The sequence below is a fragment of the Microbacterium atlanticum genome, from assembly GCF_015277815.1.
GTDB lineage: Bacteria > Actinomycetota > Actinomycetes > Actinomycetales > Microbacteriaceae > Microbacterium > Microbacterium atlanticum.
Map to the genome: position 1 here is coordinate 2444459 of NZ_CP063813.1, position 25032 is coordinate 2469490.

Sequence of the window (25032 nt, forward strand, 5' to 3'; positions counted from 1 at the left end):
CCGGCTCACGACGTCGGATGCACGCCGAACGCCAGAGCCAGCTTCTCGATCTTCTGCGCACGGCCGAGGCGCGGCAAGTCGCTGCCGTCGCGGATGACACGCCCACGGCCCTCGAAGTCGGCGAGGAAGTCCATCGCCCACTCGACCTCGCTGGGGGTCGGGCAGATCACCTCGTTGATGACGGGCGCCTGCTCGGCGGCCAGGCACAGCTTGCCGGTCATGCCCATCGACACCGTGATCGCCGAGTGCTCGCGCAGCGTGGGCATGCTGGTGCCCACCGTCGGCCCGTCGATGGGGCCGGGGAGGTCGCCGACGCGGCTGGCGACCACCAGGCGTGCCCGCGGGTACGCCATCGCGTCGGCATCCGCGCTCATTCCGGTGTCGCGGCGGAAGTCGCCGCTGCCGAACGCGAGCCGGAACGCGCCGCGCGCCCGCGCGATGTGCGCGGCGTCCTCGATGCCGATCGCCGATTCGATGAGGGCGACGACGGGTGCGTTCCCGCCGAGCCGGTCGAAGGTGGCCGTGACCTGGTCGGGCGACTCGGTCTTGGCCAGCATGACGCCGGCAAGCGACGGGATCCTCGCGAGCGCGGCGAGGTCGTCGGCCCAGAAGGGCGTGGAGGCGTCGTTGATGCGCACCCAGGCGCGTCCGCCGGCGCGCAGCCACTGGACCACATCGGCACGTGCCTGCGGCTTCTTGCTCGGGTCGACGGCATCCTCGATGTCGAGCACCACTGCGTCGGCCCGCGACGCGGCCATGTCGCCGAACGTCTCGGGGCGGGTTCCGGGGACCAGCAGCCACGACCGGGCGATGGCGGGTTCGACGGCACGGTGGCGCGCCGGACGCGTCGCGAGGGGCCGAGCGAGGTCGGCCTCGGCGTCGAGGAGGCCGGGGCCACTGCCGTAGGGATCTGCGGACATGTCACTTCTCTTCCGGGCTTGTCGGGCTGCGATCAGTCGATCGCAGGCTCGGCGCTCACGCGGCGCCGCGGCGCAGCAGGCGGCCGCGGGGCTCGGCGAAGTCCACCCGCCGCCCACGCAGGAACGTCTCGCGCACCACGCCCGACAGGTTGCGGCCGTCGTACGGGGTGAGGGGGTTCCTGTGGTGCAGACGGTGGACGTCGACGACGAACTCGCTGTCCGGTGCGAACACGACGAGATCGGCGTCGAAGCCGAGCGCGATGTCGCCCTTGCGGGTGAGGCCCGACAGGGCCGCCGGTCGCGCCGACATCCATTCCACCACCTTCTCGAGACGGATGCCGCGTCGCCGCGCTTCGGACCACACCAGCGGCAGCCCCAGCTGCAGCGAGGCGATGCCTCCCCACGCCGCCCCGAAGTCGCCGTCGTCCAGGTGCTTCAGGTCCGGCGTGGCGGGCGAGTGATCGCTGACGACGGCGTCGATCGTGCCGTCGGCGAGGCCCCGCCACAGCAGCTCGCGGTTGGCGGCCTCGCGGATCGGCGGGCAGCACTTGAAGGCCGTCGCGCCGTCGGCGATGTCCTCTGCGGTCAGCGACAGATAGTGGGGGCACGTCTCGGCGCTGAGGCGGACGCCCTCGCCCTTCGCTGCCGCGATCATCGGCAGGGCGCCCGCCGACGACAGGTGGACGATGTGCACCCGTGCGCCGGTGCGGCGCGCGAGCCGGATGACCGTGGCGATGGCGTCCTCCTCGGCGACGCGCGGCCGCGACGCCAGGAACGCGCCGTAGCTCGCTCCTTCGGCATCGGGCGCGAGCGAGAGCGCTCCGGGGTCCTCGGCGTGGACCAGGAGCAGGCCGCCGAGTCGCGCGAGCTCTGCCAACACCGGCTCCAGGTCGTCCGCGCCGAGCGCGGGGAACTCGTCCACGCCCGACGGCGCCAGGAAGCACTTGAAGCCGAACGCGCCGGCGCCGTGCAGCGGGGCGAGGTCGCCGGTGTTGCCGGGCACCGCCCCGCCCCAGAAGCCCACGTCGACGAACACCTGCCCGGCGGCCGCTGCCCGCTTGAGCTCCAGTGCGGCCACCGACACGGTCGCCGGCACGCTGTTCAGCGGCATGTCGATGATCGTGGTGACACCGCCGGCGGCCGCCGACTTCGTCGCCGTCTCGAAGCCCTCCCATGCGGTGCGCCCCGGCTCGTTCACGTGGACGTGGGTGTCGACGAGCCCCGGCAGCAGCGCCTCGTCCTCCCGGAGCGCGACGACGCGGCGACCGGGCAGCGTACGGCCCAAGGGCTCGATCGCCGCGATCGCGCCCTCCGCGACACCCACCTCGCCCGCGAAGACGCGCCCGCCCGCCACGATGCGCTCGCCGCGGACGACGAGGTCGTACACGCGATCGTCGACGTCGCCCACGGTCACGTCAGCCGGATCTGCCGGTTGACATCCTTGTACAGCAGATACCGGAACGGCTCGGGACCGCCGGCGTAGCACGCCTGCGGACAGAACGCGCGCAGCAGCATGTAGTCCCCGGCCTCGCATTCCACCCAGTCGTCGTTGAGCCGGTAGACGGCCTTTCCCTGCAGCACGTACAGACCGTGCTCCATGACGTGCGTCTCGGCGAACGGGATGGACCCGCCGGGCTGGAAGGTCACGATGTTGACGTGCATGTCGTGGGCGAGGTCGTCGGGATCCACGAAGCGCGTGGTCGCCCACGCGCCGCGGGTGCCCGGCATCGGCTGCGGCTCCACATCCTGATCACGTGTGACGAACGACGGGGGCGCGGGCGTGCCCGGCAGCGGCTGGTACGCCTTGCGGATCCAGTGGAGGCTCACCGGCACGTCGCCGTCGTTGGCCAGCGACCAGTCCGCGCCGGCGGCCACATACGCGTAGCCGCCGGGCTCCAGCACGTGACGGACTCCTGCCAGCGTGACGGAGAGCACTCCCGCCGTGACGAAGAGCACCCCCTCGACGCCGCTCTCGGTCTCGGGCGCGTCGGCCCCGCCGCCGGGCGCGATCTCGACGATGAGCTGCGCGAAGGTCGTCGCGGATCCCGCCACCGGCCGGGCCAGGATCCACGCGCGCGTGCTCCGGAATCCCGGCAGGCTGCTCGTCACGATGTCGCGCAGCACTCCCTTCGGGATGAACGTGTACGCCTGCGTGACGACGGCCCGGTCGGTCAGCAGGTCCGTCTGCGGCGGCAGACCGCCCTGCGGCGTGAAGTAGGTCATGCGGACGGCCTCCCCTTCGTAGGATGGGCGAGCGCGGCGAGCGTTCCGAGGTCCACGCCGGCGGCATCCGTCACCTCGGCCGCCGTCAGCGCACCGCACGCGACGCCGCGGGTGAGGAACGCGGCGAGGGCACGAGCGGTGGCCGGCTCGTCCTGCACGCCGCCGTTCCGGCGCAGCGCCCAGTCCCGCAGCCGCGCCGCGGCCGGCGGCATGCCCTCGCGGTAGAACAGCCCGTTCGCCGCGAACCGGGGCACGAGCTGTGCCGGGTGCAGATCCCACCCCTGGAAGAAGCCGCGCTCGAGGGACCGACGCACCAGTCGCGCGCTCAGTCGCCACGCCGACCGCACGGCCTCGTCATCGCCGACGGGAAGCACGTTCGTCGAGCCGTCCGACAGCCGCACGCCGGTCTCGGCGACGGCGACCTGCATGACGCTCTTCGCGTGGTCGGCGGCGGGATGCTCCATCGACTGGTGCTCGGGCGCGATCCCCAGGGCCGCGCTGTAGTCGTAGGTGCCGTAGTGCAGCCCGGTCAGCCGACCGCCCGCCGCGGCGATCGCGCGCGGCAGCGGCGACGTGCCGTCGGCGCCGAGCACCAGCTGCGGTGTCTCGACCTGCACCTCGAAGCGCAGGGCTCCCGGCGCGAGGCCGCCGCGCTCCTCGAGGCGGCTGCAGATCGCCGCCATCGCCTCGACCTGTGCGGGCGCGGTCACCTTCGGCAGCGTGATGACGAGCCCCGCGGGCAGCTCGCCGCCCTCGAGGAGCCCGCTGACGAAGAGGTCGAGGGATCGGATGCCGCGACGCCGCGTCTGTGCCTCGAGCCCCTTGATGCGCAGGCCGAGGGATCCCGGCGCCGTCTTCTCCGCCACCGCCGCGACCACGTGCGCGGCGGCGCGGCGGACATCGGCGTCCTCCGCCTCGTCCCCGCGATCGCCGTAGCCGTCTTCGACGTCGAGCCGGAGGTCCTCGATGGGCTCCGCGCGGAGCTTGGAGTCGACGAACGCGCTTACGGCCCTCGCGTGCGCCGCGGGAATGCCGAGCTCGTGCAGAACCGCCGCGATGCCGCCGTGTGCGCCGACCGCGTCGAGTGCCGCGTCGCCCCACTCGCGCGGAAGCGCGGGCGTGTAGCGATCGGCGGGGACGTAGACGGTGTGCAGCGGCTGGCGGGCGCCGTCGTCACCCGGGTAGCGCGCGGTGAGCAGCTCATCGGCGGACGCCAGCATCCGGTCGAGGCCGGCCAGGTCGTCGTCCCGCAGCAGCGCGTGCGTCATGGCGCGACCACCGCGTGGTCGCGGACGAGGGGTGACACCGTCGGCACGGTGTCCAGCTTGCCACCACGAGGGGACCGAGCGGGGCGTGCCCGAGGTCGGATCAGCGGCCGGGCCGCGGCATCCGTCGCCATGGCACCGCCGCCACGACGACCGAGAGGATCGCGAGTACCGACATGAGCAACGATGACGACAGCGACGGCGCGGCGCTCGTCGGCCAGAGCGCGTCGATCGCGACGGACGTCACGACCTGCCCCACGACCGTTCCGAGACCGAGCAGCAGGACGCCGGTGTACGACACCAGCGCGGCGGCGAGGAAGATGTACGACACGCCGATCACGCCGCCGAGGTAGAGCCACGGGTCGGCGGGGAACGAGGTGGGCGGTCCGGCGAGCGCGGTGTGGATCAGCTCCGCCACCGAAAGCACCGCGGTGCCGCCGACGAAGTTGACCAGGGTCGCCGTCAGCGGCGTGCCGACGCGCTGACGCAGCCGCCCGTTCACCGCGGACTGCCATGCGATGCCCGCGCCGACGAGGAAGGGCAGCACGACGAGAACCGGCGGTGCAGCCACTCCCCCTGCCAGCGAGACGGCCGCGGCGAGGAGGGCCAGGGCGCCGCCGACGACACGAGCCGGGGTCACCGCGACGGTGCCGGCGGGCCCCATTCCGGAGCGGTCGAGGAGGAGGCCGCTCACGGTCTGACCGGCCACCACCCCGACGGTGAACAGAGCGACGCCGATGATCCCGACGGCGAGCGACTGCGTGGCGACCGACAGCGCGCCGGCGACGCCGCCGCAGAGCATCCACAGCGGGATGCGGTGCGCGCGCAGTCCGGCGATGAGCGCCGCGAAGCCTCGACGGCCCTGCGGGATCGCAGCGGACAGCACCACGAGCACGATGAGACCCGACCCGAACGAGACGACTGCCGCCGCGAACCCGTCTCCGATGCGGATGCCGAGCTCACCGTTGATGCGGGCCTGCACGGCCGTCAGGACCCCGATGAGGACGGTCCCGCCGATCGCCGCGGCGGCGGCCGCGGGAGAGCGACGGGTCACGCCGTCCATCTTGGGCCATAGCGGCACGCGCCTGCGAACCGTTACCCTGAGGCATGGCCCGCTGGCTGGGGCGCGTCTCTGCCGCGTGGGGCGCCGTGCTCCTCGCCGTCTTGCTCAGCGCGTCTCCGGCGGCCGCGGTCTCATCGCCCGAGCCTGCGCCGACTCCGGGGTGCGTCTTCACCGGTGGCGCCTTCACGTGCGGCGGCGCCATGCCGCCCGACCTGACGCCGGCACCACCGGACCGCCAGACGCCGCCCCGGCCCCAGCCGGTCGAGCCGCCCCCGCCCGCACCCGCCCCGGAACCCGTGCCGGCGCCCGCCCCGACCCCGTCGAGCGGCGTTCAGCCGACCCCCTCGCCGACCTCGTCCGACACGCTCCTCGGGCTGCGCGACGGCGACCAGCCTCAGGTGGCGTTCTGGATCGCCGCGGCCGCCGGCACGGCCGCGGTGATCGCTGCTGTGGCGGGGCTGGCGTTCTCGGCCGCCCGCACCCGCGAGGAGAACGACGAGGAGCCGGACTGAGCCGACTGCGGACATGCAGAGCCGACGACGGCTGACACGGAGCCGACTACGGGACTCGAACCCGTAACCCCCGTATGACAACGTGCGCGTCGACGCCACCTTGCCCCGATGAGCAGAGACAGTGAGCCGACTACGGGACTCGAACCCGTAACCCCCGTATTACAAGTACGGTGCGCTACCAATTGCGCCAAGTCGGCAGGGCGCCCAGTCTACCGGGGGCGGCCGGCGCGGCTGACTCAGGGGGTCGGCGTGGGCGTCGGGGTCGGGGTCGCCTTGAAGTACGCGTCGCTGGCCACGGTGAGCACGAACTGCGCGAACTCCTTCGGGTCGTCGAGCTTGCCCACGTACTGCGTGCCGTTGACCATCACCATCGGCGTCGTGGTGAGGGCGATGCCGTCGGTGCCCGGCAGCTCCTTCAGCGCCCGCTCGGTCTCGGTCTTGGCCCACGACGTGAACGCCTGGTCCTCGATGCAGCTGCGCACCACCTTGGGGCCGTCGACCCCCGTCGCGATGGCCAGCGCGGCGAGCTCGCTGTCGCTGTAGCCGTCGGAGTCGACGTCGGGCTGCTCGCGCAGCAGCGCGTCGTTGAAGGCGAAGAAGTAGTCCGGCGAGTTCTGGGCGACGCACGCGGCGGCACCGGCGGCACGCAGCGAGTACTTGGTGCCGTTCGACTTGGCGGTGAGCATCGCGACCGGGTGGTACGTCAGGGTCGCAGCGCCCTCCTTCACCCATTCGGACAGCTGCGTCATGTTGGCCAGCTGGAAGTCGCGCGAGCCCGTCGACAGGTAGTCGACGTACACGTGGATGTCGACGGCGGCGGCCTCGGTCGGCGAGGCGGTCGGTGCCGGAGTCTCGGTCGGCGTCGGCGTCGGCGTGGCCTCGCCCTCCGCCTGGCCGCTCGGGCCGGCCGTGTCCGACGCGATGCCGAGCCCGGTGACGCCGGTCACCGCGAACCCGCCGTCCACATCGTTCGCGGGGCTCATCGACGGCTTGGCCGCGCTCGAGGAGACGGTCCACGTGACCACGACAGCGATGACCGCCACGAAGGCCACGGCGACGACGGCCAGCGATGCCCGGCGGATGAGCCGGGCGCGCGACTGGCGCGCCTTCACCTGCTGCGCCTTCTCGCGCACGGCGTCTCGGCGCTCGCTGGGCGCGGCGTTCGGTGACTCGTCGCTGGACATGGAACCTCTCGGGACGTGAAGAAGGCCGGAGTTCCGGCGGGGGCCAGACGGGAAAGCGGCCGTCCACGATGGTAGCCAGACACCCTGGGAAATGCCCAGACACCACCTCCGCACGCGCCGTGTCATACTGTTCCTTGCGCCCGAAGGCGGGCGTGCGGGATAGCCCCCGCTCATTCCTCACTACGGATCGTCCGGCACGTACCTGCCGGTGAAGGAGAAGAGAACATGGCGTCCGTCACCTTTGACAACGCGACTCGTCTGTACCCCGGGGGCACTCGCCCCGCCGTCGACAAGCTCAACCTCGAGGTCGGTGACGGCGAGTTCCTCGTCCTCGTCGGCCCCTCCGGCTGTGGAAAGTCGACCTCGCTGCGCATGCTGGCCGGCCTCGAAGAGGTCAACTCCGGCCGCATCCTGATCGGCGACCGCGACGTCACCGACGTCCCGCCGAAGGACCGCGACATCGCGATGGTCTTCCAGAACTACGCGCTGTACCCGCACATGACGGTCGCCGAGAACATGGGCTTCGCGCTCAAGATCGCCGGCGTCGGCAAGGAGGAGCGCGCCGCGCGCGTCCTCGAGGCCGCCAAGCTGCTCGACCTCGAGCAGTACCTCACCCGCAAGCCGAAGGCCCTCTCGGGTGGTCAGCGTCAGCGTGTCGCCATGGGTCGCGCGATCGTCCGCCAGCCGCAGGTGTTCCTCATGGACGAGCCGCTGTCGAACCTCGACGCCAAGCTCCGCGTGCAGACCCGCACCCAGATCGCGTCGCTGCAGCGCCGCCTGGGCGTCACCACCGTCTACGTCACGCACGACCAGACCGAGGCCCTCACCATGGGCGACCGCATCGCGGTCCTCAAGGACGGCCTCCTGCAGCAGGTCGGAACCCCGCGCGACCTCTACGAGAAGCCGAACAACGTGTTCGTCGCCGGCTTCATCGGCTCGCCCGCGATGAACCTGTTCCCGGCGCACATCGCCGAGGGCGGCGTCCAGTTCGGCGACACCGTCGTGGGCGTCGACGCCGACACCCTCCACAAGGCGCACGGCTCGGAGGTCACCATCGGCGTCCGTCCCGAGGACATCCAGGTCGCCCCGGCCGACGGCAGGGGCCTCGAGGTGGTCGTGGACCTCGTCGAGGAGCTCGGCGCTGACGGCTACCTCTACGGCCACGCCGACGTCGCCGGCAAGCGCACCGACATCGTCGCGCGCGTCGACGGCCGTCGCCACCCCATGGCCGGCGACAAGGTGGTCCTCGCCCCCGTGCCCGGACACGTGCACGTGTTCGACATGGAGTCGGGCGAGCGCCTCACCGACAAGGCGATCGCCTCGGCGTAAACGCAGTTCGTTCGCGACGGCGCGGGTGGGAGGCATCCCCCCGCGCCGTCGCGCTGTCTCCAGGAGTTGATGTGGCCGAGGCCCTGAGCATCACCGCCAGCAGCGTCGATCCGGGGCTGCTGACCCTCCCCTGGTCCACCCCGCTGGGCGACTGGCCGTCGAACCACATCGTGTTCCTGCCCAAAGGCATCTCGCGCCACCTGGTGCGGTTCGCGAACCTCTCCGGACGCGTCGTGGCCATCAAGGAGACCACCGAGGCGATGGCCCAGCGCGAGTACGACATGCTGGGCAACCTCGCCCGCCTGGACGTGCCGTGCGTGCAGCGTGTCGCCGTGATCGCCGGTCGGGCGGATGCCGCGGGCGAGCCGCTGCCGGCTGCCCTGGTGACCGCGCATCTGAAGTTCTCGCTGCCGTACCGCGCGCTGTTCACGCAGGTGCTCCGGCCCGACACCGCGACCCGGCTGGTGGACGCGCTCGCACTGCTTCTGGTGCGCCTCCACAACGTCGGCTTCTTCTGGGGCGACGTCTCGCTGTCGAACACGCTGTTCCGTCGCGACGCGGGCGCCTTCGCGGCGTACCTGGTCGACGCAGAGACCGGAGAGCTGCACGAGAGCGGGCTGACGCGCGGCCAGCGCACGCACGACCTCGACGTGGCGCGCACCAACATCGCGGGCGAGATCATGGACCTCGAGGCCGGCGGCCGCCTCGAGGGCGGCGTCGACGCGATCGCCATCGCCGACGGCATCGTGTCGTCGTACCACGCACTGTGGGCGGCGCTCACCGACGAGGAGACGTTCCGCTCCGACGAGGCGTGGCGACTCACCGAGCGCGTGCGGCGCCTCAACGACCTGGGCTTCGACATCGGCGAGATGTCGATCCACACCGCCGCCGACGGCACCAGGGTCTCGATCCAGCCCAAGGTCGTCGACTCCGGTCACCACCAGCGCCGGCTGCTGCGGCTGACGGGCCTGGATGTCGAGGAGAATCAGGCGCGGCGACTCCTGAACGACCTGGACGAGTTCCGTGCCCGCATCTCGCGCCTCGGGTCGGATGAGGAGATGGTCGCGCACGAGTGGCTGACACGCGTGTTCGAGCCGGTGGTCAAGGCGATCCCGTGGGACCTCCGCTCCAAGCTCGAGCCGGCGGAGGTGTTCCACCAGCTGCTGGAGCACCGGTGGTACCTGTCGCAGGCGAAGGGCAAGTCGGTGCCGCTGGCCGAGACGCTGACGAGCTACATCGACAACGTGCTGCGGCACCGCCGAGACGAGGCGACGCTCATGGCCCCCTCCACCGAGACCGTGTCGCTCCCCGTGATCACCACGCCCAACCCGGTGCTCGACGACGAAGAGGCCGAGATCGACTGGCGCGACCTGGTCTGATCGAAGGATCGGCGGAAGCCGGACGCATCAACGCGCGCTGGCGCTCGTATCGCCCCGCGCCGCGTCAGTACCCGACGGTGAAACGCCTGCGGGGGTGCTTCGGGTGCTCGATCTCGTCGAGGACGGCGACGGCGAAGTCCTCACCCGAGATGAACGACTCGCCCGCGGCGTCCGTCACGATCACGTCGCCGCCGGTGCGGTACGAGCCGGTGCGCTCTCCCGGGTTGTAGGCGCCGAAGCCGCCGGCCGGGTGGATGTAGAACCAGTCCAGCGACGCGGGCCCCGCCTGCAGGTCCTCCAGCACGCCGATCGCCTCGAGGGCCTCGGCCTTGTACTCCTCCGCGAAGGACGGCAGGTCCACGACGCGCTTCCCGTCTTCGGTCACCAGGCTCCCTCCGGCGCCGCCGACCACGCCCAGGCGCACGCCCTCGGGAAGCAGCGACGCCAGGGCGGCGAGGTTCGGGCGAACCAGGCCCTGCATCTCACCGCGCGCGGCCACCGCCGACACGACCACGTCGACGCCTTCGAGCTGTGCCAGAAGGTCGGGGACATCGGTCAGCGAGCCCTCGGTGTACAGCGCACCCTCGTGACGCTCGGCGGGGAGGCGGCGCGCGATCGACAGCACGGTGTGGCCGCGGTTCACCGCCTCGGCGACGATGTGCCGGCCGGCGTAGCCCGAGCCTCCGATGACGGCGATGCGTGCCATGGTGTCCCCTTCGATGAGTCGCGGTGCCGGCGGTCCGGCCCGTGGTTGAGAAGCGTGCGAAGCGCCGGCGTATTCCCGGATGGGCGATGCGTCGTCGCAGCTCAGTCGGTCCGCGCGCTGCGCAGCGTCGCGACCTGATAGAGGGCGACGGATGCCGCGATCCCGGCGTTGAGCGATTCCGTGGCCGCCGAGATGGGGATGGACACGATCTGGTCGCAGGTCTCGGTGACCAGGCGGGAGAGCCCCTTGCCCTCCGAGCCGACGACCACCACGACCGGGCGGTCGGCGAGCTCGAGCGCGGGAAGAGAGACGTCGCCGCCGCCGTCGAGACCGAGGACGAAGACCCCTTGCTTCTTGAACTCCTTGAGCGTGGTGGTCAGGTTCGGCGCCACCGCGACCGGGATCCGCGCCGCCGCGCCCGCGCTCGTCTTCCATGCCGCCGAGTTCACGCCCGCCGACCGCCGCTGCGGCACGATGACGCCCTGACCGCCGAACGCCGCCGTCGAGCGGATGATGGCTCCGAGGTTGCGCGGGTCGGTGACGCCGTCGAGGGCCACCAGCAGCGGGACCTCGTCGCGGTCGATGATCTCCTCCAGCAGGTCCTGCGGGTGCGCGTACTCGTAGGGCGGGACCTTGAGCGCGACGCCCTGGTGCACGCCGTCGAAGCCGGCCATACGGTCCAGCTCCGGCCGTGTCACCTCGAGCACCGGGATGTCGCGGTGCGTGGCGATCGCCAGCATCTCCTTGACGCGGTCGTCCATCTCGACGCGCTGCGCGATGTAGAAGGCCGTCGCGGGGATCTTGGCCCGCAGCGCCTCGAGCACCGAGTTGCGGCCGGTGACGGTCTCGGTGTCATCGCCCGCCTTGGCCTTGCCACGGCTGGCGGCAGCGCCCTGCGTGGGACGCTGGCCGGGCTTGCCCTTGCCCCCGGCAGCGGCGAAGCGCTCGGCGGCGGCCTTGCGCTTGCCGGCGGGGTGCCAGGCCCGGTCCTCGGCCTTCGGGGTGGGCCCTCGCCCCTCGAGGGAGCGCTTGTTCTTGCCCCCGGTGCCCTTGGTGGCACCCTTCTTCTTGCTGTTGCCCGCTCCGGGGCGTGCCGGCTTAGCCATCGATCAAACTCCAGTGGGTTCCGTCTGCGGTGTCTTCCAGGGCGATGCCGGCCGCCGCGATCGCGTCGCGGATCCGGTCCGCCGCCGCCCAGTCCTTCGCGACGCGGGCATCGGCGCGCTGCGCGATCATCGTCTGCACCAGCGTGTCGAGGGCGGATGCCTCGGCCGAGGCATCCGCCGTCCGCCAGTGCGGGTCCAGGGGGTCGATCCCCAGGACGCCGGTCATCACGGCCACATCGGCGAAGGCGCGCAGCGCACCCTCCCCGTCGCCGGCGTCGAGAGCCGAATTGCCGTCCCGCACCGTCTCGTGCAGCACGGCGAGCGCCTGCGGGACGCCGAGGTCGTCGTCGAGCGCGGCGGCGAAGGCGAGCGGGACCTCCGCGTTCAGTCGCACGTCGTCCGCATCGTCGCGCAGGGTGCGCAGGGCCCGCTCGAGGAACGTCCGGATGCGGCCGACGGCCGCCTCGGCGTCGTCGAACGTCGACGTCGTGATGTCGAGGCTGGAGCGGTAGTGGGCCGCGGCGAGCGCGTAGCGGACGACGAGCGGGTCGCGCTCGCGCAGGACGTCCTCGGCGAGGAGGAAGTTGAACAGCGACTTCGACATCTTCTGCGCGCCGACGGTGACCAGCCCGTTGTGCACCCAGTAGCGCGCGAAGCCGTCGCCGGCGGCGGTGGACTGCGCCAGCTCGTTCTCGTGGTGCGGGAAGCGCAGATCCAGGCCGCCGCCGTGGATGTCGAACTCCCTCCCGAGGTAGCGGCGCGACATGGCGGAGCACTCGATGTGCCAGCCGGGCCGGCCCGGCCCCCAGGGCGAGTCCCAGATCGCCGACGACGGCTCGCCGGGCTTGGCGCCTTTCCACAGCGCGAAGTCGCGGGGGTCTCGCTTGCCGCGAGGGTCGGCGTCGGCGGCAGGCTCCATGGCGTCGATGCTCTGCCGCGTCAGCGAGCCGTAGCCGGGCCACGAGCGCACGTCGAAGTACACGTCGCCCGAGGCATCCGTCCCCTCTGTCCCTGACCCCGTCGAGCGGGCGGCATAGGCGTGCCCGGACTCGATGAGCCGGGCGATCAGCTCCTGCATCTGCGGGATCGAGGCCGTCGCGCGCGGCTCGTAGGTGGGGGGAAGGATGCCGATCGCGGCGTACGCGCGGGTGAACGCGATCTCCATGCGATAGGCCAGGGCCCACCACGGCTCCGTGTCGGTGGCGTTGACCAGCACCTTGTCGTCGATGTCGGTGACGTTGCGCACGAAGGTGACGCGGCCGTACCGATGCGTGAGCCAGCGGCGCAGGATGTCGAAGCTCAGAGCTCCCCGCAGGTGGCCGATGTGGGGCCCGGACTGCACGGTCGGGCCGCAGACGTAGACGGTGACGTTTCCGGGGTCGAGGGGTACGAAGTCGCGCAGCGCCTGCGCCCTGGTGTCGTACAGCTGAACCGTCACCGCACCAGCCTACCGGCGGGGCCCGCCGACTCCCTCGGACGCCGCTTCGGTGCGCAGGGGCAGGCTGTCTTGGTATATGAACGGATGGTGCATGTGCTCGCCGTCCTCGCCGCTGCCGTGCTCTTCGGCACCACGGGCACCTCGCAGGCGCTCGGCCCCGACGGCACGACGCCGCTGTCGATCGGCGTCATGCGCATGGTGATCGGCGGCACGGGTCTGGCGGTCATCGCGTTCTCGCTCGCCGCCCGCCACGCCCGGCGGCGCACCGCGGACGCGTCGCGGCCCCGGCTGACCCTGCGGCCGCTGTCGCTGATGGTGCTCACTGGCGCGTGCCTCGCGCTCTACCAGCCGCTCTTCTTCCTCGGCACCGAGCGCAACGGCGTCGCGGTCGGGACGGTGGTCGCGCTCGGGTCGGCACCGATCCTCGCGGGCGTCCTCGAGTGGGCGCTCACGCGCCGGTCCCCCACCGCGACGTGGATGGCGGCCACCGCGCTCGCGACGCTGGGCGTGGTGCTGCTGGGCTCGGGGGGCGAGGCGGGCGCCGGCGGCGGCACCGACCCGATCGGCCTGCTCGGCTCGGTCGGCGCGGGCGCCTCGTTCGCCGTCATCGCCAACGCTCAGCGGCGCCTCCTCGACGACGGTTGGGACCCCTTCACGGTCGTGGGGGCCATGGGCGCGAGCTCGGCGGCCATCTGCGTCTTCGCGCTGCCGTTCGTCGATCTCGCGTGGCTCGGCACCGCGTCCGGGGTCGTGATGGCCCTGTGGCTGGGCCTGGGAACCATCTCCATCGCGTACGTGCTGTTCACCTGGGGCCTGAGCGGCCTCTCCGCCGCGACGGCGGCGACTCTCACCCTCGGCGAGCCGCTGACGGCGAGCGTCCTCGGCATCGTCCTGCTGGGTGAGCGACTCTCGGCGCTCGCCGTCGTCGGGCTCGTCGTGCTCGCCGCCGGCCTGGCGCTGCTGGCATGGGGATCCCGCGCGCCCCGCGATCCGGCGCCGTACGCGGTCGAGGCGTGACCCGTCGTCCCCGGCGGAAACACGGCCGCAACGCGCAGGTGGCACACTGGGCCGCGACATGCAGCGCACCATCGACATCCGCAGCGACGACCTGAGCGGCCAGGCGACCAGACGCCTCATCGCGCTCCACCTGGCCGGGATGCACGACACCTCTCCCCCGGAGAGCGTGCACGCCCTCGACGTCGACGCGCTGCGGCATCCGTCTGTCACGGTCTGGTCGGCGTGGATCGACGGCGACCTGGCGGGTGTGGGGGCGCTGAAGGACCTCGGCGGCGGGCGCGGCGAGATCAAGTCGATGCGCGTGGCCGACCGGTTCCTGGGATTCGGCGTGGGTCGTGCACTGCTGCGGCATGTCGTGGGCGAGGCGCGCGCACGCGGCATGACGTCGCTGTGGCTGGAAACCGGCTCCACCCCGGAGTTCCTGCCCGCGCAGCGGCTCTACGAGAGCGAGGGCTTCGCGCTCTGCGGCCCGTTCGGCGACTACGCGCCCGACCCGTACTCGGTCTTCATGACGCGCGCGCTCTGACCTCCGGCCGTCACGCCGGCACGACGAGCGCCACCGCGAACGCCGACACGCCCTCTCCGGTGCCGGTGAAGCCGAGGCCGTCGGTGGTCGTCGCCGAGATCGACACAGGGGCGCCGCCGAGCGCGGCCGACAGCGCCCTCTCGGCCTCGGCGCGCCGCACCGCGAACCGGGGCCGGTTGGCCTGCACCTGGACCGACACGTTGCCCACGCGCCACCCCGCCTCCCCCAGGATCGCGAGCGTCCGGGTGAGGAACGCATCCGCATGCGCGCCGGCGTACTCCGGGTGATCCGTGCCGAAGTGGGTGCCGATGTCGCCCAGGCCGGCGGCGGCCAGCAGCGCGTCGACCATCGCGTGCGCGACGGCGTCGCCGTCGGAATGACCCGACAGCGGCGTCTCCCCCGGCCATTCCAGGCCCGCGAGCCAGAGTGTGCCGGCACCGCCGAACGCGTGCACATCGGTGCCGACGCCCACGCGCGGCAGGGCCGGCGCGGGGTCCAGGTGGGCAGCGGGGTGCGGTGCCGGCGCCGCCACGAGGTGCCGGGCTCGCTCCAGGTCGGCGGGCGTCGTGATCTTGAAGGCGAGCGGATGCCCCGGCACGGCCGCGACCGGATGACCGGCCTCCGCGACCAGCGCCGCGTCGTCGGTGAACTCGCCCGCCGGCGCGGCATATGCCGCGTCGAGCACGTCCCGGCGAAACCCCTGCGGCGTCTGCGCGGCCGCGAGCTCGGAGCGATCCACTCCGGCCACGACTTCGCCGGCGGAGACGCGCTTAATCGTGTCGATCACGGGAAGCACGGGGATGGCGGCGACCGCGCTGCCGTCGACGGCGGCGATGACGCGCGCGAACACATCCGCGGGGGTCAGCGCACGGGCCGCATCGTGCACGAGCACGATCTCGACATCCGCCCACAGCGCCCTCAGGCCCGCGGCGACGGATCCCTGGCGGGTCCGCGCGCCGGTGACCACCGAGGCGAGGTCACGCCGGTCGCCCGCGGCGGCGAGCGCCTCGCTGAGCGCGTCGCTCTCACGACCCTCCGGCGCCACGACGACCACCTGCGCCGGCTCCGCCGCGAACACCCCTCGCAGGGCATGGCGGAGGATGCTGTGGCCGTCGATCCCCACGAACGCCTTGGGCGCCGGCGCACCGAGGCGCGTTCCGGAGCCGGCGGCCACGACGATGATGCCGATGCGAGGTGCCGGAGTGATTCCCACGGCTTCACGCTATCGCGCCGATGACCGCGCGCCGTCGCGCGCAGACAGCGGAACGGCGCCCCGCGGGGCGCCGTTCCGATGGCTGTCTCAGCTTGCGAGGACCTCGTCGAGGAGGACGCTGGCCTGCTCCTCGTCGGTCTTCTCGGCGAGGGCGAGCTCCGAGATGAGGATCTGCTTCGCCTTGGCGAGCATGCGCTTCTCGCCGGCGGACAGGCCGCGGTCCTGGTCGCGGCGCCACAGGTCGCGGACGACCTCGCTGACCTTGATCACATCGCCGGAGGCGAGCTTCTCGAGGTTCGCCTTGTAGCGGCGGGACCAGTTCGTGGGCTCCTCCGTGAACGGCGCGCGCAACACCTCGAAGACCTTGTCGAGGCCCTCCTTGCCGATGACGTCGCGGACGCCGACCAGGTCGACGTTCTCTGCGGGTACTTCGATGATGAGATCACCCTGCGTGACGTTGAGCTTCAGATACTTCTTCGTCTCGCCCTTGATGATCCGGTCTTTGACCTCGATGATCGTTGCCGCCCCGTGGTGGGGGTAGACGACCGTCTCGCCAACCTCAAAAAGCATGGAGTTATGTCCTTTCGGCAACCTCCAGGATACCACAGGAGAAATACGCTAAGGTTCGCCGCCCCACCCTCTCGCACGTGGGCCCGGCGTGCACCGGCCGGGCGGCTGCGAACCCCTAGAATGCTGGAGAACCGTCATCCGTCTTGGGAGGATCCGTGATCTCGACACACCGCCGCAACGGCATCGCGAACGGCCGATCCGCGGCGGCAACCGGTTCGGCGGCGCGCCGCCTCGTCTCGGCGCTCGCCTTGGGCGGTGCCCTCGCGCTCACCGCGACCGGGTGCGCCATGGTCTCCCCGCAGGCGACGACGATCGAGTACTCCGCGGCCGAGGGCACGAACGTCTACGGCGGCGGACCGGTCCAGGTCCGCAACGCGCAGATCGTGGCCAGCGAAGACGGCAGCGAGGGCAACTTCGTGGCGGCCCTGGTCAACAACACCGAAGAGTCCCACACCCTGAACATCCAGTTCGGCGGCGCGGATTCCGACATCTCGCTCACGGTCCGCGTTCCCGCGGAGACCGTGCTGAGCCTCGGCGCCGAGGACGGAGAGGAGCCGATCCTCATCGAGAATCTCGACACCATGCCGGGCGCGTACATCGACGGGTACTTCCAGTCCGGCGACGCGGAGGGCGAGCTCACCTCGATCCCGGTGCTCGACGGGACGCTCGACTACCTCTCGGCGCTCGCTCCCTGAGCTTCGTTCGCAGAAGAGGGCGACCCGGTGGGGCCGCCCTCTTCACGTGCATGAGGCGCTCAGCCCTCGAAGCGGTAGCCGAGACCTCGGACCGTGAGCAGCATCTCCGGCGCGCCGGGGTTCCTCTCGATGCGCGACCGGATGCGCTTGATGTGCACGTCCAGCGTCTTGGTGTCGCCGAAGTAGTCGCTCCCCCAGACGCGATCGATGAGCTGGCCCCGGGTGAGCACCCGGCCGGCGTTGCGCATCAGCACTTCGAGCAGCTCGAATTCCTTGAGCGGCATGTTGATCTCGTCGCCGTCGACAGCCACGGTGTGGCGGTCGATGTCGAGCACGACGCGGCCGGATTCCAGGACGCGATCCTCCAGATCCGCGTCCATCTGCGCGAATCGCCGCAGCACCGCCCGCATGCGGGCGAGCAGCTCGCGCGCCGAGTACGGCTTGGTGACGTAGTCGTCGGCGCCGAGCTCGAGGCCGACCACGATGTCGACCTCCGAGTCCTTGGCGGTGAGCATGATGATCGGCACCGATGAGGTGGCGCGGATCTGGCGGCAGACCTCGGTTCCCGGCATCCCGGGCAGCATCAGGTCCAGCAGCACGATGTCGGCGCCGCGCTCGCGGAACGCGGTCAGCGCCGCCGGTCCGTCCTCGGCGATCTCGACGTCGAACCCCTCGCGGCGGAGGAGGTAGGCCAGCGGGTCGGCGAGGTCGGGCTCGTCCTCGACGATCAGGACGCGGGTCATGCGGGGTCTCCCTTGGTGGTGGATGCACGTTCTGTGCGCAGCGGCGACGGGGCGAGGCGTGGACGTGGCGAGGCGGAGCCGGATGCCTCATCGGGCCGGGAGATCGCGTCGGCGGACGAGACCCGCTTCTTCTTCCTCGCCCGCTTCGGAGCCGCCTCTTCGGCCGGCGCGTCGACCTGCGGCAGGCGCATGGTGAACGTCGACCCGCGTCCCGGCCGGGACCACAGCCGCACTTCGCCGCCGTGGCGCTGCACGGCGTGCTTGACGATCGACAGCCCGAGACCGCTGCCGCCGGTACGGCGGGCGCGCGCCGGGTCGGCGCGGTAGAAGCGCTCGAACACGCGGTCCTGGTCGCCCTCGGCGATGCCGATCCCCCGGTCGGTGACCGCGATCTCGACGATGCGGTCGGCGGCCTTGACCCCGACGCCGACGCTCGAGCCGTGCGGCGAGTACGCGATCGCATTGGCGATGAGGTTGCCGACGGCCTCGGTGAGCACCTGCGCGTCGCCGCGCACATACAGCCCGCGCGCCCCTCCCCGCACGACCTCCACGCCGGCGGAAGCGGCCTGGATGGCGTGTGCGTCGAGGGCGCCGGCGACGACCTCGTCGATCGACACGATCTGGGCCGGCAGCTCGTCGGATGCCTGCAGGCGCGAGAGGTTCATGATGCGCGAGGTGAGCAGGGCCAGCCGCGCGGCCTCCGCCTGCAGGCGCGTCGCGAAGATGCGCACCTGGGGCGGGTCGTCGGCGGCGGACTCGATGGCCTCCGCGAGCAGGCTCACCGCTCCCACCGGCGTCTTCAGCTCGTGGCTGGTGTTGGCGACGAAGTCGCGGCGCATCTCTTCGACGCGCTCGTGCTCGGTGATGTCCCGCAGCACGAGGAGGGTGAGCCGCGGCGAGATGCGCGAGGCGCGGACCGAGACGAGCCGCGGCTCGGCGGGCGGCGCGCCCCGTCGCAGGCGCATCGGCTCGGTGGCCGTGGTCTCGGTCGCGACGGCGTCGGTGGTGCGCACGCGGCGCACGAGCGCCCGCAGCTCGTCGGTGGGAAGGACGCCGCCCTCCATCAGGTCGAACGCGGCGGCGGCCGACGAGGCCGCCAGCACGGTGAACGAGGCGTCGACTACGAGGGCGGCGTCGTCCATGCCGTGCAGCACGCCCCGCACGCCGTCGGGGACCTCGGCGGAGCTCTCGGCGAGCGCACGGTCGCGCACCCGCATCGCGGCGACGACGAGGGCCGAGACCGAGCCGCCGACGATGATCCCCGCGAGGAGGGCGAGCAGCGCGAGCTGCGTCGTATCCATGCCACCAGCGTAGGGGCACGCCCCTCGCCCGATCGGGCCGCGACCGCGCCGCCAGCGAAGGCGCCCCGGACTGTTCACCGGTGCGGCACCATCCGTTAACCTTCCCTGACGACAATCGCCGGGGCGCCGGCTCAGGCCTTCCCCGGAACCAGGAAAGGTGCATCGGAATGCGCGAAGTCTTCCACCAGTCTCTCGAGGACGTCCAGGGACGTCTCGTCGAGATCGCCGAACTCGTCACCGTCGCGATCGACAAGGCGACGCGCGCGTTCGGCACGAGCGACGTCTCGCTCGCGGAGGAGGTCATCGAGGCCGACGCCGTCATCGACGAGAAAGCGGTCGCGCTCGACGAGCTCGCCATCGAGATCCTGGCGCGTCAGCAGCCCGTCGCGCGCGACCTGCGGATCGTCGTCAGCGCGCTGCGCATGAGCGCGTCGCTGGAGCGCATGGGCGACATCGCCGAGCACATCGCGCAGCTCACGCGCATGCGCTTCCCCGAGCGCGCGATCCCGAAGGGCCTGAAGTCGACGTTCCTGCGCATGGGAGAGCTCGACGTCGAAGCCGCCCGCCAGCTCGCCGAGCTGCTGCGCACGCAGGACGGCGACCTGATCGACGAGATCCGCAACGCCGACGACAAGCTCGACGAGCTGCACGTCTCGGTGTTCGAGAAGGTGCTCAGCGACAGCTGGCAGGGCGACCCGTCCGCCACGGTCGACGCCACGCTGGCCAGCCGGTACCACGAGCGCTTCGGCGACCACGCGGTGTCGGTCGCGAAGAAGGTGGCGTACCTGTCGACCGGCGACTGGACCACCAGCACCGACGCCATCGACATCATCACGCAGGGCTGACCCGGCGCAACGAAGAAGGGACCGGATGCCTGAGCCCCAGGCATCCGGTCCCTCTCGTTCGTCGTGCTACTTCTTGCCCTGGTTGGCGACCGCGGCGGCGCCGGCGGCGGCGGCCTCCGGGTCGAGGTACTCGCCCGGCTCGAGGGGGCGCAGGTCCTCGTCGAGGCGGTACACGAGCGGGATGCCGGTCGGGATGTTGAGCTCGGCGATGTCGGCGTCGCTGATGCCGTCGAGGTGCTTCACCAGGCCGCGCAGCGAGTTGCCGTGCGCCGTGACGAGGACGGTCTTGCCCGCCTTCAGGTCGGGCACGATGTCGCTGTGCCAATAGGGCAGCATGCGGTCGATCACGATCTTGAGGGACTCGGTGTGGGGCACCTCGCCGTCGATGCCCTCGTAGCGGGGGTCGCCGACCTGGCTGTACTGGTCGTCGGCCGGCAGCGGCGGCGGCGGCACATCGAACGATCGGCGCCAGAGCATGAACTGCTCCTGGCCGAACTCCTCGAGCGTCTGCGCCTTGTCCTTGCCCTGCAGCGCGCCGTAGTGGCGCTCGTTGAGACGCCACGAGCGCTTCACCGGGATCCACAGGCGGTCGGCCGCATCCAGCGCGATGTCGGCCGTCTGGATGGCGCGGCTCAGCACCGAGGTGTGCAGGACGTCGGGGAGGATGCCCGACTCGGCGAGCAGCTCGCCGCCGCGCTGCGCCTCGGCCTTGCCCTGCTCGGTGAGGCGGACGTCGACCCAGCCGGTGAACTGGTTGGTCTTGTTCCACTCGCTCTGGCCGTGTCGAAGGAGGATCAGCGTGTAGGGCGCGGTCATGCGCCCCATGATATCGGCGCTCGCCCGTCCGCCCCGCCGCGTGACCACCGGCTCGGACCTCGCTGGCATCATGGGGGCATGGCGCGGGGACCGGTGGGGCAGATCACGCGCGGCACCACCGGCACCAACCGGCTCCGGCGCGTCGACCGATGGATCGCCCGGCATCCCGCCCTGCGCCGCTGCGCCGACCCCCTGGTGGTCGACCTCGGGTACGGCGCGAGCGGCGTGACCGCGCTCGAGCTCCACGCCCGCCTCGCTCGCGCTCGGCCCGACGTCGAGGTCCTCGGTCTCGAGATCGACCCCGAGCGCGTCGCCCGCGCGCGCCGTCAGCTCGCGGCTGTGCGCGCGGGCGGGACGCCCTTCGCGCCGGACGCCCGGGTGTCCTTCGCGCGCGGCGGGTTCGAGGTTCCGGTTCCCGGCGCACGGCGGGCGGCGGTGATCCGCGCCTTCAATGTGCTCCGGCAGTACGACGAGTCCGAGGTCCAGGCGGCGTGGACGGCGATGTCGGCGCGCCTGGCCCCCGGCGGGCTGCTCGTGGAGGGCACCTGCGACGAGATCGGCCGCATCGCGACGTGGGTCGCCGTCGGCGCGGACGCCGTGCCGCGCACCCTCACCGTGTCGCTGCGGCTGGCGGGGCTGCAGCATCCGTCCGTCGCCGCGGAGCGGCTTCCCAAGGCGCTCATCCACCACAACGTGCCCGGCGAGCGCGTGCACGCGTTCCTCGCGGCCCTCGACGCCGAATGGGAACGCGCGGCCGCCGTCTCGCCGTTCGGTCCGGAGCACCGCTGGCGCACCGCGCTGGGGGCGCTCGTCGAGGGCGGCTGGCCGGTGCGGGAGCGCTCGCGGTGGCGACTCGGCGAGGCGACCGTGCCGTGGGATGCCGTGGCCCCGCGCTGAGGCCGTCTATACGCGCGGCAGCACGGCCCGCGCGTCGGCCGACGTCATCCCGGTGGCGGTGAGGAGGTCGACCGCGAGGGGACGCAGCGCCGTGAGGAGGTTCTGCTCGCCCAGCGTGGCGCCGGGGAGGACGCGGGCGGGGTCCAGCCGCGACGCGACGGCGGCGACCGCCTCCCGTGCGGCCGGCTGCAGCGAGATGTCGTCGAGGCTCTCGCCGACCAGGGCCGCCCCGCGCATCAGCTCGGCGAGGATGTCGGCCGGCACGGGCCGGCGCGCGCCGTCCTCGCAGAGGTAGGCGGCCCGCCGGGCGACGACGCGGAGGTTTCGGGTGGCATAGTCCATGGCCTGCAGCACGGCGTGGTGCCGGCGCAGCTCCGCGCGCTGCGGGCGCAGCCACGGCGAGAAGCCCGCCACCGCGAGCCCCGAGTCCAGCGACGCCCGCCAGTCGTCGATGCGCGGAGCGATGCCGCGTGCCTTCTCGAGGCCGCGCGCGGCGCGGATCGGGTCGCCGCGGCGCAGCGCCTGCACGATCGTGCGGGCCGCCGAGTCGGCCGCCGCGAACACCGCGTGGCCGTCGCGCGCCTCCTCCCGCCGCGGGTTGCGCGGGATGAGGGCGGTCACGATGAGCGCGGCGACGCCCCCGACGATGCCGTCGATGACGCGTGCGAACGGCTGGCTCGCCGGCAGCGACATCACGATCGACGCCTGGATGCCGGCCATGATCGCGAACGGCGGATACGGCGAGAGGAAGCGGGCGACCAGCAGTGTCACCCCGAGTGCCAGCGCGAGCTGCCACCACCCGGGACCCACCACGACCACGAACGCCTCCGCGACGACGATGCCGACGATCATGCCGATCACCGTCTCGAGCACGCGCTTCGGGCGGGCGTCCCGCACCAGCCCGAGGCTGGAGATGGTCACGGTGGCCGCGAGGAGCGGGGCGGGGTGGCCGATGACGTAGTGGGCGAAGGCCCATGCCGCGGTCGCCGCCGCGGTGATCTGCGCGATGGCCAGCGCCGAGCCGCGCACGCGCGAGAACCGCGGGCGCAGGTTCAGCCGCGCGCGCCAGCCGGTGGGCACCGCCTGCGTGATCGCGGCGGTGTCGCCGTCGCCGCTCACGGCGGCTGCCTACTGCGCCGCGGCGCGGCGGGAGAGCCGCGTGATCCTGGGCACGTGGGCGGTGGCGCCGGCGTCGGGCGGGACCACGACCTCCTGCGCGGCGGCGACCGGGCCGTCCGAGGTGTCGACAGTGAGCGCGGCGTCGACCGGCGTCGTGCGTCGCACCAGGGCGAGCGCGATCGGGCCCTCCTCGTAGTGGAGCACGGCCGAGGTCACCGCACCCACGTCGGTGTCGCCGAGCCGGACGGCGGCGGCGTGGGCGGGCAGCACGCTGCCGGAGCCGTCGAGCTGCAGCGCCACCAGCCGGCGCGGCGGGTGCCCGAGGTTGTGCACCTTGGCGATCGTCTCCTGGCCGCGGTAGCAGCCCTTCTCGAGGTGCACCGCGGTGCGCAGCCAATCCAGCTCGTGCGGGAGCACCTTCTCGTCGACCTCGGCCGACCACCTCGGGCGCCACGCCGCGACGCGCAGCGCGTCGACCGCCGCGAGGCCGGCCAGCTCGAGCTCGCCGCGGGCCGCGGCATCCGCGATCCGCTGCTCCTCGTCGCGCGTGACGATCGCCTCCGCCCAGTCATAGCCTGCGCCCGGGTGCGGGTCGACGAGCGAGTAGGCGTGCCCGCCGGCGGCCACGCCCGGCCAGGGGTCGCGCCACACCAGCGGCACACCGGACGGCGAGGCCGGGACGATGCGCTCGAGCGCCGACGCTGCTGCGCCGACCACGGCGTACTCGTCGTCGGCGATCCGGGGGTCCACGCGCAGCCGGAAGCGCATCCTGCGCAGCCACTCGAGCAGCCCGGCGGCGTCGGCGCGATCAGCGATGAGCCAGGTCGTGTGACCGTCGTCGACGACGGCTGCCGCGTGCTCGACATGACCCTGCGGGTCGAGGATCAGCAGCTCGGTGCCGACGCCGGGCGGCAGTCCGTTCAGCGCCTGCGACGAGAGCGAGTCCAGCCAGCTCAGCCGGTCCTCACCGGGGACGGCGATGACCGACCGGTCCGCTCGCGGCGCGACCGCGGCGCCGGTCGCGAGCCGGCGCTGCTCGATCAGCGGGCTGCCGACGTGCTGGAGGCCGCTGTCGTCCACGACGGCCCCGGGGACCTCGGCGAACGCGTTGCTCATGGGTGCTCCTCAGTCGACGCGGGCCAGGCGCGCGGATGCGTGGGCGGCGAGCTCGTAGCCGAGCGCGGCGATGTCCCACGCCCACAGCAGGTGGCCGTCCACCAGTCCGTACATCCGGGTGGCGGCGGCGTAGTTCTTCGCCCCCGCCGGCCGCACGACGGCGTCGGTGGCGATGTCGATGCGGGGGCCCTTGATCTGGCCGAGGTAGAGCTCGCTCACCCCGTCGGCGTGCACGAGGGCGGCCTCGATGTCAAAGCCCCCCTCGGCGTTGCGCAGACGCTCGATGTCGTCGGCGCTGCGGGCGGCCGGGGCGGCGGTCGGCGGCAGCAGCCCCGGACCCGCGTCGGCGTCGGTCGCGGGCCGCGACAGTCGCCAGTAGCCGAGCTCGGCGACCAGGCGCGTGCGCGCCTCGGAGTCATCCGCGGCGTGCAGCCAGGCCTCCGCCGAGTAGTTCAGGTAGTCGCCGCCGTCATGGCTGAAGCTGACGCGGTGGGTGAACTCGCCGGTGAGCGAATGCTCGGCGTAATCGATGACGCCGGTGCCCTCCCACACGCCGATCAGCCACGACAGCGGCACGAGCTCGGCGGGGAGGCCGGTCGGGATGTCGATCACGACGGAACCCGTCAGCGCTGGCCGCGGTACAGGTTCTTCAGGACGACCGCGGAGACGAAGACGATCGCGAGCGACGCCAGACCGAGCAGGCCGACATAGAAGAGTTCGAGCGCGACGAGATCCATGGTGGAGAGTCTAACCGGCAACCAGCGCAGCGAGTCCGAAGCCCAGGCTGATGACACCCATGACCACAGCCGCGCCCAGCATGCTCGCCGCGACCCGCTCGGTGAAGCCCTGCGATCGGCCCGGCCAGAGCTGGATCGCGAACGCCGCGATGAGGCATCCGCCCAGTCCGACCGCGAGCCACGCTCCGCGCCAGTCCGGCGTGGCGAAGATGCCGATGACGATCGCGATCACCGCCGCGAGCACCCACACGGCGATGATCCCGCCGAGCGTGCGGCGAGGTGCGAGGTCGGGGATGGCCACGGCTCCATCAT

At 72.4% G+C, this 25032-nt stretch carries 26 protein-coding genes and 1 tRNA gene; 8 read left to right on the forward strand and 19 right to left on the reverse strand.

Annotation, left to right across the window (positions count from 1 at the left end; translation table 11 throughout):
* Window positions 1-5: 5 nt before the first annotated feature.
* From IR212_RS11155 to IR212_RS11175, 5 genes are all read right to left on the reverse strand, one after another.
* Window positions 6-920, reverse strand: a complete 915-nt coding sequence (locus IR212_RS11155; RefSeq protein WP_194395989.1) for an HpcH/HpaI aldolase/citrate lyase family protein — start codon at window positions 918-920, stop codon at window positions 6-8.
* 55 nt (window positions 921-975) lie between these two features.
* Window positions 976-2406 carry an allantoinase AllB gene (gene allB, locus IR212_RS11160; protein WP_420488598.1) on the reverse strand — a complete coding sequence of 477 codons (1431 nt, stop codon included), beginning with the start codon at window positions 2404-2406 and terminating at the stop codon, window positions 976-978.
* Window positions 2331-3143: a bifunctional allantoicase/(S)-ureidoglycine aminohydrolase gene (locus tag IR212_RS11165; protein WP_194395990.1), complete on the reverse strand. Its 813-nt coding sequence runs from the start codon at window positions 3141-3143 to the stop codon at window positions 2331-2333. Before IR212_RS11165 ends, allB begins: the two co-directional genes overlap by 76 nt.
* The gene (locus tag IR212_RS11170; RefSeq protein ID WP_194395991.1) at window positions 3140-4411 is read right to left on the reverse strand and encodes a DUF6986 family protein; all 1272 of its coding nucleotides are present in this window, start codon (window positions 4409-4411) and stop codon (window positions 3140-3142) included. Before IR212_RS11170 ends, IR212_RS11165 begins: the two co-directional genes overlap by 4 nt.
* A gap of 100 nt (window positions 4412-4511) precedes the next feature.
* Window positions 4512-5471, reverse strand: coding sequence for a DMT family transporter (locus IR212_RS11175; protein WP_194395992.1), 960 nt, complete (start codon window positions 5469-5471; stop codon window positions 4512-4514).
* Window positions 5472-5515: 44 nt separating this feature from the next.
* On the opposite strand from IR212_RS11175, the gene IR212_RS11180 reads away from it, so the two are divergent.
* On the forward strand, window positions 5516-5983 hold the full coding sequence (locus tag IR212_RS11180; protein ID WP_194395993.1) for a hypothetical protein: 468 nt from the start codon (window positions 5516-5518) through the stop codon (window positions 5981-5983).
* A 124-nt stretch (window positions 5984-6107) separates the two neighbouring features.
* On the opposite strand, the gene IR212_RS11185 is transcribed toward IR212_RS11180, so the two are convergent.
* Window positions 6108-6180: transfer RNA gene (locus IR212_RS11185), tRNA-Thr, on the reverse strand.
* 39 nt (window positions 6181-6219) lie between these two features.
* Window positions 6220-7167, reverse strand: a complete 948-nt coding sequence (locus IR212_RS11190; RefSeq protein WP_194395994.1) for a DsbA family protein — start codon at window positions 7165-7167, stop codon at window positions 6220-6222.
* Window positions 7168-7392: 225 nt separating this feature from the next.
* Here IR212_RS11190 and IR212_RS11195 point away from each other — a divergent pair, with 225 nt between their 5' ends.
* Window positions 7393-8496: an ABC transporter ATP-binding protein gene (locus tag IR212_RS11195; protein ID WP_194395995.1), complete on the forward strand. Its 1104-nt coding sequence runs from the start codon at window positions 7393-7395 to the stop codon at window positions 8494-8496.
* Between the two features lie 71 nt (window positions 8497-8567).
* Entirely contained in the window at window positions 8568-9875 is a 1308-nt protein-coding gene (locus tag IR212_RS11200) for a DUF4032 domain-containing protein (protein ID WP_194395996.1), read from the forward strand.
* A 64-nt stretch (window positions 9876-9939) separates the two neighbouring features.
* On the opposite strand, the gene IR212_RS11205 is transcribed toward IR212_RS11200, so the two are convergent.
* From IR212_RS11205 to cysS, 3 genes are all read right to left on the reverse strand, one after another.
* The gene (locus tag IR212_RS11205) at window positions 9940-10581 is read right to left on the reverse strand and encodes an NAD(P)-dependent oxidoreductase (protein ID WP_194395997.1); all 642 of its coding nucleotides are present in this window, start codon (window positions 10579-10581) and stop codon (window positions 9940-9942) included.
* 101 nt (window positions 10582-10682) lie between these two features.
* Window positions 10683-11687, reverse strand: a complete 1005-nt coding sequence (gene rlmB, locus IR212_RS11210) for a 23S rRNA (guanosine(2251)-2'-O)-methyltransferase RlmB (protein WP_194395998.1) — start codon at window positions 11685-11687, stop codon at window positions 10683-10685.
* Window positions 11680-13125, reverse strand: coding sequence for a cysteine--tRNA ligase (cysS, locus tag IR212_RS11215; RefSeq protein ID WP_194395999.1), 1446 nt, complete (start codon window positions 13123-13125; stop codon window positions 11680-11682). Before cysS ends, rlmB begins: the two co-directional genes overlap by 8 nt.
* Before the next feature lie 84 nt (window positions 13126-13209).
* Between cysS and IR212_RS11220 the strand changes: the two genes are divergently transcribed.
* Together IR212_RS11220 and IR212_RS11225 are read left to right on the forward strand one after the other, a co-directional pair.
* The gene (locus IR212_RS11220; protein WP_194396000.1) at window positions 13210-14142 is read left to right on the forward strand and encodes a DMT family transporter; all 933 of its coding nucleotides are present in this window, start codon (window positions 13210-13212) and stop codon (window positions 14140-14142) included.
* Window positions 14143-14200: 58 nt separating this feature from the next.
* Window positions 14201-14668 (forward strand): GNAT family N-acetyltransferase, encoded by a 468-nt coding sequence (locus IR212_RS11225; RefSeq protein WP_194396001.1) that lies wholly within the window; start codon window positions 14201-14203, stop codon window positions 14666-14668.
* A 10-nt stretch (window positions 14669-14678) separates the two neighbouring features.
* Here IR212_RS11225 and ispD read toward each other — a convergent pair whose 3' ends face one another.
* Entirely contained in the window at window positions 14679-15881 is a 1203-nt protein-coding gene (gene ispD, locus IR212_RS11230) for a 2-C-methyl-D-erythritol 4-phosphate cytidylyltransferase (protein ID WP_194396002.1), read from the reverse strand.
* A gap of 87 nt (window positions 15882-15968) precedes the next feature.
* Window positions 15969-16451 (reverse strand): CarD family transcriptional regulator, encoded by a 483-nt coding sequence (locus tag IR212_RS11235; protein WP_106816803.1) that lies wholly within the window; start codon window positions 16449-16451, stop codon window positions 15969-15971.
* 155 nt (window positions 16452-16606) lie between these two features.
* On the opposite strand from IR212_RS11235, the gene IR212_RS11240 reads away from it, so the two are divergent.
* Window positions 16607-17146, forward strand: a complete 540-nt coding sequence (locus tag IR212_RS11240) for a DNA modification methylase (RefSeq protein ID WP_228479287.1) — start codon at window positions 16607-16609, stop codon at window positions 17144-17146.
* Between the two features lie 59 nt (window positions 17147-17205).
* Here IR212_RS11240 and IR212_RS11245 read toward each other — a convergent pair whose 3' ends face one another.
* Window positions 17206-17889, reverse strand: coding sequence for a response regulator transcription factor (locus IR212_RS11245; protein ID WP_194396003.1), 684 nt, complete (start codon window positions 17887-17889; stop codon window positions 17206-17208).
* Entirely contained in the window at window positions 17886-19190 is a 1305-nt protein-coding gene (locus IR212_RS11250) for a sensor histidine kinase (RefSeq protein ID WP_194396004.1), read from the reverse strand. Before IR212_RS11250 ends, IR212_RS11245 begins: the two co-directional genes overlap by 4 nt.
* Window positions 19191-19357: 167 nt before the next feature.
* Here IR212_RS11250 and phoU point away from each other — a divergent pair, with 167 nt between their 5' ends.
* On the forward strand, window positions 19358-20035 hold the full coding sequence (phoU, locus tag IR212_RS11255; protein WP_194396005.1) for a phosphate signaling complex protein PhoU: 678 nt from the start codon (window positions 19358-19360) through the stop codon (window positions 20033-20035).
* Window positions 20036-20101: 66 nt separating this feature from the next.
* On the opposite strand, the gene IR212_RS11260 is transcribed toward phoU, so the two are convergent.
* Window positions 20102-20851 carry a phosphoglyceromutase gene (locus IR212_RS11260; protein ID WP_194396006.1) on the reverse strand — a complete coding sequence of 250 codons (750 nt, stop codon included), beginning with the start codon at window positions 20849-20851 and terminating at the stop codon, window positions 20102-20104.
* A gap of 78 nt (window positions 20852-20929) precedes the next feature.
* Here IR212_RS11260 and IR212_RS11265 point away from each other — a divergent pair, with 78 nt between their 5' ends.
* Window positions 20930-21748, forward strand: a complete 819-nt coding sequence (locus IR212_RS11265; protein WP_194396007.1) for a class I SAM-dependent methyltransferase — start codon at window positions 20930-20932, stop codon at window positions 21746-21748.
* Window positions 21749-21754: 6 nt separating this feature from the next.
* Here IR212_RS11265 and IR212_RS11270 read toward each other — a convergent pair whose 3' ends face one another.
* From IR212_RS11270 to IR212_RS11285, 4 genes are all read right to left on the reverse strand, one after another.
* Window positions 21755-22867 (reverse strand): FUSC family protein, encoded by a 1113-nt coding sequence (locus tag IR212_RS11270; RefSeq protein WP_194396008.1) that lies wholly within the window; start codon window positions 22865-22867, stop codon window positions 21755-21757.
* A gap of 9 nt (window positions 22868-22876) precedes the next feature.
* Window positions 22877-23983: a CAF17-like 4Fe-4S cluster assembly/insertion protein YgfZ gene (gene ygfZ / locus IR212_RS11275; protein WP_194396009.1), complete on the reverse strand. Its 1107-nt coding sequence runs from the start codon at window positions 23981-23983 to the stop codon at window positions 22877-22879.
* A 9-nt stretch (window positions 23984-23992) separates the two neighbouring features.
* Window positions 23993-24595: a nitrobindin family protein gene (locus tag IR212_RS11280; RefSeq protein WP_194396010.1), complete on the reverse strand. Its 603-nt coding sequence runs from the start codon at window positions 24593-24595 to the stop codon at window positions 23993-23995.
* A 135-nt stretch (window positions 24596-24730) separates the two neighbouring features.
* A complete protein-coding gene (locus tag IR212_RS11285; protein WP_194396011.1) occupies window positions 24731-25021 on the reverse strand; it encodes a hypothetical protein in 291 nt (96 codons plus the stop codon).
* Between the last annotated feature and the right edge of the window lie 11 nt (window positions 25022-25032).